Source organism: Sphingorhabdus sp. (assembly GCF_041737645.1).
Taxonomy (GTDB): Bacteria; Pseudomonadota; Alphaproteobacteria; order Sphingomonadales; family Sphingomonadaceae; genus Sphingorhabdus_B.
In genome coordinates, this window is the sequence record NZ_JBGSRI010000058.1 from 29,525 (window position 1) to 42,991 (window position 13,467).

Annotated in this window: 18 protein-coding genes; 13 read left to right on the forward strand and 5 right to left on the reverse strand. The window is 56.7% G+C overall.

What is annotated here, in order from left to right; translation table 11 throughout:
- The first annotated feature begins 83 nt into the window (after nt 1–83).
- The 6 genes from astD (at nt 84) to ACEW72_RS10800 (ending at nt 5,468) form a co-directional block, all read left to right on the forward strand.
- Nucleotides 84–1,520: a succinylglutamate-semialdehyde dehydrogenase gene (gene astD / locus ACEW72_RS10775; RefSeq protein WP_373476384.1), complete on the forward strand. Its 1,437-nt coding sequence runs from the start codon at nt 84–86 to the stop codon at nt 1,518–1,520.
- A gap of 76 nt (nt 1,521–1,596) precedes the next feature.
- The gene (gene cobA, locus ACEW72_RS10780; RefSeq protein WP_373476385.1) at nt 1,597–2,364 is read left to right on the forward strand and encodes a uroporphyrinogen-III C-methyltransferase; all 768 of its coding nucleotides are present in this window, start codon (nt 1,597–1,599) and stop codon (nt 2,362–2,364) included.
- Nucleotides 2,361–2,657: a DUF2849 domain-containing protein gene (locus ACEW72_RS10785; RefSeq protein ID WP_373476386.1), complete on the forward strand. Its 297-nt coding sequence runs from the start codon at nt 2,361–2,363 to the stop codon at nt 2,655–2,657. Before cobA ends, ACEW72_RS10785 begins: the two co-directional genes overlap by 4 nt.
- 1 nt (nt 2,658) lies before the next feature.
- On the forward strand, nt 2,659–4,287 hold the full coding sequence (locus ACEW72_RS10790) for a nitrite/sulfite reductase (protein ID WP_373476387.1): 1,629 nt from the start codon (nt 2,659–2,661) through the stop codon (nt 4,285–4,287).
- On the forward strand, nt 4,280–4,702 hold the full coding sequence (locus ACEW72_RS10795) for a DUF934 domain-containing protein (protein ID WP_373476388.1): 423 nt from the start codon (nt 4,280–4,282) through the stop codon (nt 4,700–4,702). The genes ACEW72_RS10790 and ACEW72_RS10795 overlap by 8 nt, the downstream gene beginning before the upstream one ends.
- Nucleotides 4,695–5,468, forward strand: coding sequence for a phosphoadenylyl-sulfate reductase (locus tag ACEW72_RS10800; protein WP_373476389.1), 774 nt, complete (start codon nt 4,695–4,697; stop codon nt 5,466–5,468). Before ACEW72_RS10795 ends, ACEW72_RS10800 begins: the two co-directional genes overlap by 8 nt.
- Nucleotides 5,469–5,743: 275 nt before the next feature.
- Here ACEW72_RS10800 and ACEW72_RS10805 read toward each other — a convergent pair whose 3' ends face one another.
- Nucleotides 5,744–6,145 carry an acyl-CoA thioesterase gene (locus tag ACEW72_RS10805; RefSeq protein ID WP_373476390.1) on the reverse strand — a complete coding sequence of 134 codons (402 nt, stop codon included), beginning with the start codon at nt 6,143–6,145 and terminating at the stop codon, nt 5,744–5,746.
- 165 nt (nt 6,146–6,310) lie between these two features.
- On the opposite strand from ACEW72_RS10805, the gene ACEW72_RS10810 reads away from it, so the two are divergent.
- The 7 genes from ACEW72_RS10810 to ACEW72_RS10840 all read left to right on the forward strand — a co-directional run bounded on the left by ACEW72_RS10810 (nt 6,311) and on the right by ACEW72_RS10840 (nt 10,673).
- Nucleotides 6,311–6,658, forward strand: coding sequence for a hypothetical protein (locus tag ACEW72_RS10810; protein WP_373476391.1), 348 nt, complete (start codon nt 6,311–6,313; stop codon nt 6,656–6,658).
- A gap of 115 nt (nt 6,659–6,773) precedes the next feature.
- On the forward strand, nt 6,774–6,908 hold the full coding sequence (gene rpmH, locus ACEW72_RS10815) for a 50S ribosomal protein L34 (protein WP_373476392.1): 135 nt from the start codon (nt 6,774–6,776) through the stop codon (nt 6,906–6,908).
- A gap of 41 nt (nt 6,909–6,949) precedes the next feature.
- The gene (gene rnpA, locus ACEW72_RS10820) at nt 6,950–7,267 is read left to right on the forward strand and encodes a ribonuclease P protein component (RefSeq protein WP_373476418.1); all 318 of its coding nucleotides are present in this window, start codon (nt 6,950–6,952) and stop codon (nt 7,265–7,267) included.
- The gene (gene yidD, locus ACEW72_RS10825) at nt 7,264–7,476 is read left to right on the forward strand and encodes a membrane protein insertion efficiency factor YidD (protein WP_373476419.1); all 213 of its coding nucleotides are present in this window, start codon (nt 7,264–7,266) and stop codon (nt 7,474–7,476) included. The genes rnpA and yidD overlap by 4 nt, the downstream gene beginning before the upstream one ends.
- 36 nt (nt 7,477–7,512) lie before the next feature.
- Entirely contained in the window at nt 7,513–9,282 is a 1,770-nt protein-coding gene (gene yidC, locus ACEW72_RS10830; RefSeq protein WP_373476393.1) for a membrane protein insertase YidC, read from the forward strand.
- 105 nt (nt 9,283–9,387) lie between these two features.
- Nucleotides 9,388–10,008, forward strand: coding sequence for a ribosome biogenesis GTP-binding protein YihA/YsxC (gene yihA, locus ACEW72_RS10835; RefSeq protein WP_373476394.1), 621 nt, complete (start codon nt 9,388–9,390; stop codon nt 10,006–10,008).
- A 2-nt stretch (nt 10,009–10,010) separates the two neighbouring features.
- Nucleotides 10,011–10,673, forward strand: coding sequence for a glutathione S-transferase family protein (locus ACEW72_RS10840; protein ID WP_373476420.1), 663 nt, complete (start codon nt 10,011–10,013; stop codon nt 10,671–10,673).
- Here the strand turns inward: ACEW72_RS10840 and ACEW72_RS10845 are convergent.
- From ACEW72_RS10845 to fabI, 4 genes are all read right to left on the reverse strand, one after another.
- The gene (locus ACEW72_RS10845; protein ID WP_373476395.1) at nt 10,670–11,134 is read right to left on the reverse strand and encodes a cupin domain-containing protein; all 465 of its coding nucleotides are present in this window, start codon (nt 11,132–11,134) and stop codon (nt 10,670–10,672) included. The genes ACEW72_RS10840 and ACEW72_RS10845 overlap by 4 nt on opposite strands.
- A 10-nt stretch (nt 11,135–11,144) precedes the next feature.
- Nucleotides 11,145–12,221, reverse strand: a complete 1,077-nt coding sequence (aroC, locus tag ACEW72_RS10850; RefSeq protein ID WP_373476396.1) for a chorismate synthase — start codon at nt 12,219–12,221, stop codon at nt 11,145–11,147.
- 83 nt (nt 12,222–12,304) lie between these two features.
- On the reverse strand, nt 12,305–12,637 hold the full coding sequence (locus ACEW72_RS10855; RefSeq protein WP_373476397.1) for a hypothetical protein: 333 nt from the start codon (nt 12,635–12,637) through the stop codon (nt 12,305–12,307).
- Nucleotides 12,634–13,461: an enoyl-ACP reductase FabI gene (fabI, locus tag ACEW72_RS10860; protein ID WP_373476398.1), complete on the reverse strand. Its 828-nt coding sequence runs from the start codon at nt 13,459–13,461 to the stop codon at nt 12,634–12,636. Before fabI ends, ACEW72_RS10855 begins: the two co-directional genes overlap by 4 nt.
- Nucleotides 13,462–13,467 lie beyond the last annotated feature (6 nt).

The following is a 13,467-nucleotide window of genomic DNA, read 5'->3' on the forward strand; positions in this document are numbered from 1 at the left end:
TACAGAATTGATTTACCTGATATAAAATGTTTGCGTTCAGATTATAGTGGACCGATATTAACCATAATAACAAAAGGCATTATGTGTCCGAACTGATATCCTTCGAACCCGCAACAGGCGCCGAACTTTGGCGCGGGCGGACGAGCGATGTCGATACCGAAGTGGCCAAAGCCAGATCGGCATGGCCCAACTGGGCCGCTGCACCCTTGTCCGAACGGATTGAGCGTGTCCGCAGTTTTGCAAACCGCGTGCGCGCCGATCTGGAACAATTTGCCGACGTCATCGCACGCGAAACCGGAAAGCCGCTTTGGGAAGCACGAACCGAAGTTGAATCCGTCATCAACAAGGTCGATATTTCAATCAGGGCCTATGCCGACCGGACCGCGCAACGGCGTCTGGATGGCAAGGCCGGAACCAGAAGCGCGCTGCGGCACAAGCCGCATGGGGTACTTGCGGTCCTGGGGCCTTATAATTTTCCGGCACATCTGCCGAACGGACATATCATCCCCGCCCTGATTGCGGGCAATGCCATCGTTTTCAAGCCGTCGGAGAAGACACCGGCAAGCGGCCAGATGCTCGTCGATTTTTATCACAAGGCCGGGATTCCAGAGAATGTCGTGCGCGTCGTTCACGGAGGACCCGACATCGGCAAGGCATTGTCGGCGCACCCTGACATTGACGGTTTATTGTTCACAGGATCGGCCCAGACCGGCATCGCCCTCAACCGGCAGTTTGCCCATCGACCTGACAAGATCCTTGCCCTCGAAATGGGTGGCAATAATCCGATTATCGTGTGGGACACCCGTGATATTCACAGCGCGGCTGTGTTGGTCGTGCAGTCTGCCTTTTTAAGCGCAGGACAACGCTGCACCGCCGCGCGCCGCCTGATTGTCAAAGACGATATCTACGACCTTTTGGTCAGCGAGGTGAAGAAAATCGCGGACCGGCTAATCATCGGCGAACCGCATGGCGAGCCGCCACCATTCATGGGGCCAGTTATCGATAACGACGTCTGTGATAATCTGGTTGAGAGCTTTCTGGCGTTGATGAGTCGTGGCGGGCGGCCCATCAAACATATGAAAGTGCCGATTCAGGGGCGGCCATTTCTTTCGCCCGGCATGATCGACGTCACGGATATGAAGGAAAGACCCGACATCGAACTCTTCGGCCCGCTGCTCCAGATTATCCGTGTCGCAGATTTCACCGCGGCGATTATTGAGGCCAACAACACCCGTTTTGGCCTTTCAGCGTCGTTGATAGGCGGGACCGCCCAGCAATATGACGAATTTTGGGCCAACAGTCGCGCCGGCATCGTGAACTGGAATGCGCCCACCAATGGCGCGTCATCGGCCGCCCCCTTTGGCGGCATTGGCCTATCAGGCAACCATCGCCCTAGCGCCTATTACGCAGCCGATTATTGCGCCTATCCTGTCGTTTCCTCGGAAAATGAGGTGCCAAAGGCGATGATCGGCATCGGGATGAAAGACGAAGAAAGCGCTGCTCCCAGCCCGGGAAAATAATGTCCTAAAGTTCTTCTAGGGCAACACCAACTTATCCTCATTTGAAGCAGCGCTTCATCCGGCGCATTTTGGCTGGATGAAAAAAGCAAGAGTCTTTCTGGTTGGTGCAGGTCCCGGTGACCCTGAACTGCTGACACTCAAGGCGGCGCGCCTGATTTCGACGGCAGATGTCGTCGTGCATGACGGTCTGGTCGATGACGCGATCATGGCGATGATTAACCCGGCAGCGCGGCTGATTTCAGTGGCGAAGAGCCGGTCAAAGCACACGGTGCCTCAAGAAGGCATCAATGACATCCTCGTGCGTGAGGCCCTCGCAGGGCATATGGTCGTGCGCCTCAAGGGCGGCGATCCCTTCATCTTCGGACGCGGCGGTGAAGAAGCCGAATCCTGCCGTGAAGCCGGTATCGATGTCGAGGTAGTTCCCGGCATTTCCGCTGCGATGGGCGGGGCCGCAGGTGCGCTGCTCCCCCTCACCCACCGCGACGCGTCGAGCGCAGTGACCTTTGTCGCTGGGCAGTGCAAGGGCCTTACCGACCAGAACTGGGCCGGGCTTGCTGGCAAGGGACGCACGCTCGTAATCTATATGGGCATCGCCACTGCTGCGGATATCACCGAAAAGCTGATTTGCGACGGCCTGTCGCCCGACACGCCCGTCGCCGTCCTCGAACGCGTTACGCGGCCAAATTCGCGCGCGTTGCGGACGATCCTGACCGATCTTGGCGACATGATTGTGCGTGAGAAGGTCACTTCACCCGCGATTATCATCGTCGGCGATGTTGTTCTGAAATCCGATGCCGAAGACCGGCTCATCCATTTTGCTAAACAAGCGGAGACTTTGGCGTGAAATTACTGACCGGAAATGAATTGGGTTCGGGTGCCGTCACCTGGTGGACCGGCAGTGGCTGGTCGATCCATGTCGAAGATGCCGTCGATGTCGGTGAAAGCGGTGAAGCCATTTTGCACGCCGAAGAAGGCGCGCGGCGTGTGAATGCCCCCTATATCATCGACGCGATTGACACCCCCGAAGGCCCCCGCCCCGCGCACATCAAGGACCGCGTGCGCGCGCTTGGCCCGACCGTCCGTCCCGACCTTACCCTCAAACCCGCAGACCCCGCTGCTGGCGATTGGATCATCTGACATGTATAAATATGACAATTACGACCAAGCCATCGTCGACGCCCGCGTGGCGGAATTTCGCGATCAGGTGAATCGCCGCATGGCGGGGGAAATTACGGAAGACCAGTTCAAGCCCTTGCGGCTGATGAACGGTCTATACCTACAACTGCACGCCTATATGCTGCGCGTCGCCATTCCTTATGGCACGCTCGACAGCCGCCAGACGCGGATGCTCGCTCACATTGCGCGCAAATATGACCGGGATTACGGCCATTTCACCACGCGCCAGAACATCCAGTATAACTGGATCAAGCTGGAAGAATGCGCCGACCTGCTTGAGGATCTGGCCAGTGTCGAGATGCACGCCATCCAGACCAGCGGCAATTGCATCCGCAACATCAGTTCGGACCAATATGCAGGCGCTGCCGCAGATGAAGTCGCCGACCCTCGTCCGTTGGCCGAACTGCTGCGCCAATGGTCAACTTTCCACCCGGAATTCAGCTACCTGCCACGCAAATTCAAGATCGCGGTCATCGCGTCACCAGAAGACCGCGCGGCGATGCGTTTGCATGACATCGGGCTTGAACTCGTGAAGAAAGACGGCGTTCTGGGCGCACGTGTGTTCGTTGGCGGCGGCATGGGCCGGACCCCGATGATCGCGCCGGAGATCAATCCGTTTGTTGAGGCTGATGACCTGCTTAGCTATATCGAGGCCTGCCTGCGCGTATACAACCGCTATGGACGCCGCGATAACGTCTACAAGGCACGGATCAAAATCCTCGTGCACGAAATCGGCGCTGACGAATATCGCCGTCAGGTTACGGAAGAATTTGCCCATGTGAAAACATTGGGCATCGACCCGCCTTTGGCTGAACTTGAACGCATCACTGCTTTCTTCGCACCGCCGGCTTTTGAAGCCACCGAAGCTGAACCTGACCGCAGCGACCCGGATTTCGCCGTCTGGCTTGACCAGAATGTGAAGCCGCACAAGCAGGCGGGCTATGCCATCGTAAATATCAGTTTGAAGCCGATTGGCGGAATCCCCGGCGATGCATCGTCTTCGCAGATCGATGTCATGGCTGACCTAGCAGAGAAGTACAGCTTCGACGAACTGCGGGTAACGCACGCGCAGAACATCGTACTGCCATACGTTGCCAAGCGCGACCTATATGCTGTCTGGCACGCCCTGCGCGAAGCGGAACTTGCCAACGCCAATCTTGACCTGATCAGCGATATCATCGCCTGCCCAGGCCTTGATTATTGCAGTCTCGCCAACGCCCGCTCGATCCCCATTGCACAGAAGATCGCAACGCGCTTTGCCGATGCGGAACGGCAACGCGACATCGGTGAGCTGAAGCTCAAAATATCGGGCTGCATCAACGCCTGCGGCCATCACCATGCCGGGCACATCGGTATCCTCGGCGTCGACAAAAAAGGCGTGGAAAATTACCAGCTGACATTGGGTGGATCGGGTGCCGAGGATGTTTCGATCGGCAAGATAACCGGTCCCGGGTTCGACGAAGACGGTATTATCGATGCGGTCGAAAAGGCTGTCGAAAAATATCGCGAACTGCGTGACGGTGATGAACGCTTCGTCGATACCTACCGTCGTGTGGGCATGGAACCGTTCAAGGAGGCGATTTATGGTTGAGTTCCGCTATCGCGACGATGAAGTCACCGAACAACCTTCAGTCACGCTCGACGCCTTCCTGGACCAGTCGAACGCGACCGCAGTCCGGCTGGAGCCCGATGACGACGCCCGCGCCCTGATTCCGTTTCTGGATCGGCTTACGCTGATTGAGGTGGCCTTCCCGAAGTTTCGGGACGGGCGTGGCTATAGCTCGGCGCGCATCCTGCGCGAAGCCGGATACACTGGTGAATTGAGGGCGCAGGGTGACGTGCTTGTCGACCAGATCGCCTTCATGCGGCGCTGCGGCTTTGACAGCTTTGCACCCGAGGGTTCGCTCAATCCCGCCGATGTCGAGGCCGCTTTTGCGCGTTACGAGAATGTCTATCAGGGTGCCGCCGATGCCGCCGTACCGGTATGGAAGCTGCGCCATGGGTGAGCATGTCCGCATCATTGACCGGATCGACACAGCGCCCCGTTACACAGAGGCCGACGCCGTTCGCCTCAATAACATGTTCCGTGGGCGCGATACGGTCGAGATGCTGACGGTGTTGCTCAAGGAAAACATGCTTGGCGATGCAGCGATTGTTTCCAGCTTTGGCGCAGAAAGCGCCGTATTGCTGCACCTGATCGCGAGCATCGACCCCAATGTACCCGTGCTGTTTCTGGAAACGGGCAAGCATTTTCCGGAGACCATTACCTATCGCGAAGAACTGCGCGAAAAGATTGGGTTTATCGACCTGCGTAACCTGACACCAGATCCCGAGTTGCTCGCTCAAAAGGACGGCACGGGCCTACGCTGGTCCTATGACCCGGACGGCTGCTGCGAAATCCGCAAGGTTTTGCCCCTGAAATCGGCTCTGGCAGGTTTCGATGCCCAATTTACCGGTCGCAAGGCGTTTCAGTCATCGACCCGCAAAGCTCTGCCCCGCTTTGAAATCGAGGAAGGCCGCCTGAAGGTCAATCCGCTGGCCGACTGGGACAAGGCGCGTCTGGACGCCTATATGGCCGAACATGATCTCCCTGCGCATCCGCTGGTGGAACAAGGCTATCCCTCCATCGGCTGCTCGCCGTGCACCACAAAGGTCGCTCCGGGCGAAGATCCGCGTTCTGGCCGGTGGAAAGGCTGGGACAAGGTCGAATGCGGCATTCACACCGAAACCACGCTGCTCGATGATGGCGGAGCGAACGACCCGATTTTTTGATTGCGGTTGGGTTTTGGAGGCTTGTGTCCCACCTCGCCCTCTCCCGTTGGCCTCCGGCCGCCTTCGGCTCAGGGGAGAGGATACGAAGCCTTGGCCGAAAGGCCTAGGCGCAGTTGGAGAGGGGCAGCAATATTGAAGTTTGCGCACGACCTCCCCCTCTCCACTTCGTCTAATGGCTAAAGCCACAAGACTACGTACCTCTCCCCTAAAGGAGAGAGGGGAATAGCGCTCTACATTTCCCCTTTATGTGCAGTTGGAGAGGGGCACCCCCCACCTCAATCCTTGGGAAAGAAATATTCCTGTATTTCGTTCGCGATCCGCGCCGGACGCAGGGTTTCTGCATCGATGCAGCACCAGCTTGACTTCACCTCGGCCAGCACTTCCTCGCCACGCTTTATCACCGTATCGTAAAATGAACGGGCGCCCTGCACTTTTTCAAGCACAACCATCGCGATCACATCGTCGTCCAGGAAAGCGGGCTTTCGATAGGTGATTTCATGCTTCAGTGCGACCCACAGATATTTGGCCGCGGTTTCTGGCGGCGCGAGTTTATGCCAGTGAGCAAGCACTGCATCCTGCACCCAGTTCAGATAACGGGCGTTGTTCACATGGCCCATGAAATCAATATCGGCAGGCAGTACGCCAATATGGTGAAGGTGAGGGAGAGCGTTCGGCATAATGCTATCTATATGGCGGTTTCTGTAGGTTTTGGAAGAGTATTGCGGCAAATTTATCCTTGCCTGCCACAAATTGTTTACAGTGTTGTAAATTTGCGCCGCAACTTCAATCTGTTTCGGTCCGACCGACATTAACTTGCAACACCGTTGTGGCTAACCCACATCATGACGATGCAGAAAGCCCAGTCAAAGAAATGGACCGATTCATCCGCTTACAGGTGGGCGATGGTGATATTGGGCTGGATTCTGATCGTCGCCGCTCCTCTAGTGAGCTGGCTTCCGGGGCCGGGCGGTCTTGCTTTATTCATCATTGGGCTGGGAGTTATTCTCAAGCATTCGCTGTGGGCCAAAAAGCGCTATTCGAGGCTGTCAAAGCGCCACCCCGAATATGGCCGGTGGGCAGATTGGGCCCTCAGGCGCAGCAAAGTTCGGAAACGCCCCCCCTTCCCTGACGTCAAACGCGATATCCTGCATATGTTCCGGCGCGATGATATCGGCATGAAACTGCCATGACCGATGTTGACTTTTCCTCGCCCCGGGCATAATGGCCACGTCAACAAAGGCGGTCGCTGGACAGATTCGGCGGCCCTTTTCATTTCATACCGACTAAAAATTAAGGATTACAGTCATGAAGCGCACTTTTCAGCCGAGCAATCTCGTGCGTGCCCGTCGCCACGGTTTCCGTCTGCGTATGTCGACCGCCGCTGGCCGCAACATCCTTAACTCGCGCCGCGCGCGTGGCCGCAAGAAACTTTCGGCCTGATCCAAGCGACGGCAGGCCGCGACATGCGCGGTTACAGCGTCATCAAAAAACGGTCCGACTTTTTGGCCGCCAACCGGGGGAAGCGTTACGCAACTCCCGGTTTTGTTTTGCTGGTAAAAGACCGGCAAGACGACCAGCCCGAGATTCGGCTTGGCATCACCATCACCAAAAAGGTGGGCAATGCCGTCGTCCGCAACCGGATGCGCCGCCGCTTTCGCGCTCTTGCACGGGAAATGCTGGCCGAGAAGGGTAAAGCCGGAGCCGATCATATCCTGATCGGACGCGATGGCGGGATTGAAAGGGATTTTGGCGAATTGCGCACGGATATGGCCAAGGCGCTGGATAAGCTGTGCCAATGATCGCACGGGTGCTCATACTGGTCGCACGCGGGTGGCAGATCGGCCCATCGCGCATCTTGCCACCGACGTGTCGGTACAGCCCGAGTTGTTCGGCCTATGCGATTACGGCGCTTCAGAAATATGGCGCAATTAAGGGTGGCTGGCTGGCCATCAAACGGCTATTGCGCTGCCAACCTTGGGGCGGACACGGGCACGACCCCGTGCCATGAACCACCCAACAGATTGAATAACGGGGAAAGTTAAACGTGGACGACAAGCGTAACCTGATAATTGCAGTTTTGCTGACAGGCCTTATCCTGTTCGGCTGGCCCTATGTCGCCAGCACGTTCTTCCCGTCGGCCATTCCGGTTGCAGAGAACGCGACTGCCCCGACCGAGGGTGCCCCGACAGACACGCCCAGCGGCTCGGCTACAACAGGTGCAGCCATCACATCGGCCGCCGCCGCGAAAAATATTCCGTTGGGCGACGCACTCAAAGGGTCCGCCCGTATCCTGATCGAAACGCCAAAACTGAAAGGCTCGGTCAACCTTGAAGGCGCGCGGATCGATGACCTGCAACTGCTTGCGCATCGCACGGCATTGCCCAAAGATTCACCGCCAGTCCGTATATTCGCGCCATCAGGTACATCAAAGGCGCATTTTGCCCGCTTCGGTTGGGTCGGAAAGGGCATTGTTGCCCCCGATGACAAAAGCGTTTGGACGCCAAGCAGCAATAAGCTGACGCCAGAAACGCCGGTGACCCTTAGCTGGATTAACCCCGAGCTGCAGAAGTTCGAAATCATCCTGACGGTCGACAAATATTACATGATTACCGCAGAGCAGCGCTTTACCAATGGCGCAGCCACGGAAGCCGAAGTCGCCCCATTCGGGCTGTTAAGCCGCAATGGCAAATCACCTGACCCTGATACCTGGAAGATCCATGTCGGGCCCATGGGCGTGTTTGACGGCAAAATTGTCAACATCAACTATGATGAAGTGATCGAAGCGCCCAAAAGCGAGTTGGATTACAGCACCACCGGCGGCTGGATGGGCGTGACCGAAATGTATTGGTTGACCGCATTGGTCCCCGACCAAAAGGTCAAAACCAACGCTTCGTTCAAGACTGCGGATGGCTATTACTGGACGCAAATGGTGAATGCGACCCAGAGTAAAGTGGCCCCCGGCGCAACCATGTCGCAGACTTCGCGCCTCTTTGCAGGCGCCAAAGAAGTCGAAACGCTCGATATGTATGCCAACAAGCAGGGCATACCTTTGCTGGATTATGCCATCGATTGGGGCTGGTTCTGGTTCATCGCCATACCTTTCTTCTGGATTTTGCACTGGCTGTTCGGTGTTTTCGGCAATTTCGGCGTCGCGATCCTCGGCCTGACCGTCATCGTCCGCCTATTCATGTTCCCCGTCGCGCAGAAACAGTTCGCTTCGATGGCGCAGATGCGGGCTGTTCAGCCCAAGATGAAGGCATTGCAGGAACGGTTGAAAGACGACAAGCCGCGCCTGCAACAAGAAATGATGAAACTGTACAAGGATGAAAAGGTCAATCCGCTTGCCGGTTGCCTGCCCATCTTGTTGCAGATTCCGATCTTTTTCGCGCTGTACAAGATTTTGATGTTGAGCATTGAAATGCGGCATCAGCCGTTCGCGTTGTGGCTCAAGGATTTGTCGGCGCCCGATCCTTTGACTCCGGTCAACCTGTTCGGTCTGATACCCTTTGACCCGCCGACATTCCTTGCGATTGGCGTTCTGCCCATCCTGCTCGGCGTGACGATGTGGCTGATGCAGAAGCTTAATCCACAACCGATGGACGAGGTTCAAAAACAGGTCTTTGCGATTATGCCCTGGTTCCTGATGTTCATCATGGCACCTTTCGCGGCCGGGCTTCAGCTCTATTGGGTTATGTCGAACGTGATTTCCATCGCACAACAAAAATGGCTTTATTCGCGGCATCCGATTCTTAAGGAACAGATGGCAAAAGAAGCCGAGGAAAAAGCGCGGGAGAAGGCGAAGGCGGGAACGTGAAAATGATGGTCGCCAAAAAGACTGTCATGCTAAACTCGCTTCAGCAGCTTGCTTTCGGCCGCATAAGTAAGACCTTGAAACGCGTTCAGGGTGACGGTTTTTTATATGCATGACATGACTTCCAAAATCTTTTCCGGCCCGGTTACATTCCTGAAGTCTGCACCGAAACTGGAATTTTTGCCCGAACCCTCGGTGCCAGAAATTGCCTTTGCCGGACGGTCGAACGTCGGAAAATCCAGCCTAATTAACGCGCTGGTCAACCGTAACAATCTGGCCCGCGCATCGAATACGCCGGGCCGAACGCAGGAATTGAACTTCTTTGATGTTGGGGATCCTGCGTTGTTCCGCATCGTTGATATGCCGGGCTATGGCTATGCCAAGGCACCTGTTAAAACGGTGCAGCAATGGCGCTATCTGATTAACGACTATCTACGCGGTCGCGCCGTGCTGAAACGGGTGTTTGTCCTGATCGACAGCCGCCACGGCATCAAGGAAGTCGACCATGAAATCATGAAGATGCTCGACAATGCAGCAATTAGCTACCGCATCGTTCTCACCAAAACCGACAAGATCAAAGCGACCGAGCGTGAAGCCGTCGAAACCGACACAATGACAAAACTTCGCAAGCACGTTGCGGCCTATCCCGATTTATCGGTGACATCGGCTGAAAAAAAGGGAGGGATTGAAGATTTGCGCGACGCGGTGTTAGAAGCGGTCGCGTCATGACGCTGAAACTCATCATCGGAAACAAGGCCTATTCAAGCTGGAGCTTGCGCGGTTGGCTTGCGGCAAAACAATCGGGGTTGCATTTCGACGAGCTGATCGTGCCGCTTTATGACGACAATTGGGACGCCCGAAAGCGTGAGGACGACCTTGCGCCGTCATCGGGCAAAGTCCCGATCATATGGGATGGCGACGCCGTCGTGTGGGATAGCCTGGCGATCATCGATTATTTCGCTGACAAGGTCGGACGGGACCGGTACTGGCCGAAGGACGAGGTCGCCCGGGCTATGGCGCGATCAATGGTTGCCGAAATGCACTGTAGCTACATGGCGCTGCGCCGCGAATGCCCGATGAATACGCGCAAAACCGTCGCTGGCTTTACGGTATCAGAGGAAACCCGCGCCGATGCGATCCGCATCTTGCAAAACTGGGCGGAGGCGCGGTCGCGGTTCGGAAAAGAAGGGCCGTATCTTTTTGGAACCTTCAGCGCCGCCGACATTATGTTTGCCCCGGTTGTTACCCGCTTTGTCACATATGGCTTCACCCTGCCCGGCTTTGCCCAAAGCTATGTCGAGGCAATGATGGCGCATCCATGGATGGAAGAATGGTACGCCGCAGCCGCCGAAGAAACATGGACGATCCAGCGCATCGAGGATGCAGCGACTTAAATTAACCGCGTCGTCGGGTAAGGCGTGCCGTCCTTGTGGAAATAGCCTTCATCGCTGAAGGTCATGTCGATGTCCGAATATCCGCCGCCTTTGCTTCGGTCGCCTGTTCCAATCGCTATAAAAACACAGTCATGGTCAGCGCGGTTTACGAGATGATGGCCGTTTGGAACGCCCGCCGGCCAAGCCGCGACGTCACCCGCACGCATAACGGTTTCACCGCCGTCTTCGATTAAGATGGCCTCACCCGAGAGCATGACCACGAATTCATCCTCACCTTCGTGCCAATGTCTGTGGGATGACCAACCGCCTGGTTTCAAGACGACATGGCTTGCCCCCATTTGGCTCAATCCTGCGACAGGAGCGAGCCTGCGCCAATATCGTCCCTCTACTTCTTGGTCAAAGGGCGCAGGATAACCGGTGGCGTTACTTTGCGGGATGGCTTCGATGTCCAGCTTGGGCAAGGTCGTTCTCCTAACCGCATTGCGCGCGGTGCAACAGTTTCTGGTCGGCCAGCACCAGCGCCATCATCGCTTCGACTACAGGGGTTCCCCTTATTCCAACACAGGGGTCGTGGCGGCCTTTGGTCATGATATCCGTCGCTTCGCCTTCGCGCGTAATGGTCTCGACGGGCGTCAGGATGGACGAGGTCGGCTTGAACGCAACCCGCACGACAACGGGCTGCCCGGTCGAGATACCTCCAGCGATACCGCCCGCGTTATTCGCCATGAACTGGGGGTGGTTCGAACCTTCAGCCGAAGGCCGCATCCGGTCGGCATTTTCCTCCCCACGCAGGCGCGCAGCTTCAAAGCCTGCCCCGATCTCGACGCCTTTGACGGCATTGATGCTTATCATCGCGGCTGCAAGCTCGCTATCCAGCTTTGCATAAAGCGGCGCGCCCCAGCCGGGCGGCACGCCGGTTGCAACGCACTCGATCACCGCACCAAGCGACGAACCCGCCTTGCGCGCTTCATCAACCAGTTTTTCCCAGCGGCCGGCTGCTGCCTCATCGGGGCAGAAGAACGGATTTTTCCCGATCTGTGCCGCTTCGAAATTATCGCGGTCAATCGCATCGCCGCCGATTTCAGCGACATAAGCGAGAATTTCGACATCAGGGATCACCGCCCTTGCGACCGCTCCGGCGGCAACCCGCGCGGCCGTTTCGCGTGCGCTAGACCGGCCCCCGCCACGATAGTCGCGGAAACCGTATTTGGCGTCATAGCTGTAATCTGCATGACCGGGGCGATAGGCGGTGGCGACGTCCGAATAGTCTTTGGACCGTTGGTCGACATTTTCGATCATCAGCGAAATCGGCGTTCCTGTAGTGCGGCCTTCAAAGACCCCCGACAAAATCCGCACCGCGTCCGGTTCCTGCCGTTGGGTGGTAAAGCGCGACGTGCCGGGGCGGCGTTTGTCGAGAAAGGGCTGGATATCGGCTTCACTCAGGGCCAGTCCCGGAGGACAGCCATCGACCACCGCACCCAAAGCAGGCCCATGGCTTTCCCCCCAAGTGGTAAAGCGAAAAACGCGGCCAAAGGTATTAAAGCTCATCTGTCATCCCATTCGCGCAAAAGCGGGTGCATAGTTTGCCTTGCCCTTTTGCGGCAGCGCAAGGTCGCTGTCCAGATGCACCGTCACGACCGATCTACGGCCCCTTCCGAGCGCAGCTTGTGGTAACGAACCTGTTCCTTGCCAATCCATGTCCGCACCGCGCGATAGGCTATTATTGTCACCGCAATCGCCAGAACACGCGCGGCATGGGGATGATTAAACACAAGCCCTATCCGTCCGCCCCCGACAAAAGCCGCGATCACCGCGCAAAATCCAGCCATCGACACAAAGCCGTCGAGTATCGGCGGCAAGCCTTCCCAATAATGCTTCGCGTGCCAATATCCGTGCAACCCGACCAGCAAAGCGCAGCCGGCGAGGAGCAGGACGAGTTCGTTGCTATGGCCCGATATCATCACGCTAAACCTATATCAGGAGCATCCTCCTGCTTCATGCCGACGGTGTGATAACCTGCATCCACATGATGAGTCTCGCCCGTCACGCCTTTGGACAGGTCCGACAGGAAATACAGCGCGGATGCGCCGACATCGTCGATGGTTACATTCCTGCGCAGTGGAGAATTTAATTCATTCCATTTCATTATGTAGCGGAAATCCCCGATACCCGATGCCGCCAATGTCTTGATTGGCCCTGCCGAAATCGCGTTAACCCGGATGCCGCCTGGCCCCACATCGTTGGCGAGATATTTGACAGATGCTTCAAGCGCCGCCTTGGCAACGCCCATAACATTGTAATGCGGGACGACCTTTTCCGCCCCATAATAGCTCAGCGTCAACATGGAACCGCCACCCTCGCCCGTTTCCGGATCAAGCGGCTGCATCAACGCAGCGGCGCGTTTGGCGACGGCGGTGAAGCTATAAACGCTAATGTTCATCGTCATGAGAAAGTCATCAAGACTGACATCGAAATATTTGCCGCGCAGCGCTTCTTTGTTGGTGAACCCAATGGCGTGGACGACGAAATCGATGGTCGGCCATGTGTCAGCGAGCGTCGCAAAGGCGCGGTCAAGATTGGCCATATCAGCAACATCGCAATCAATCAGAAAGTCGCATCCCAATTGCTCCGCCAGCGGACGAACGCGCTTTTCCATCACGTCGCCTTGATAGCTGAATGCCAATTCAGCCCCCTCGGCTTTCAACCGCTGCGCGATACCCCATGCCAGTGACTTGTCATTGGCGAGGCCCATTATGAGCCCGCGTTTACCAGCCATCAATCCGCTCATACTATC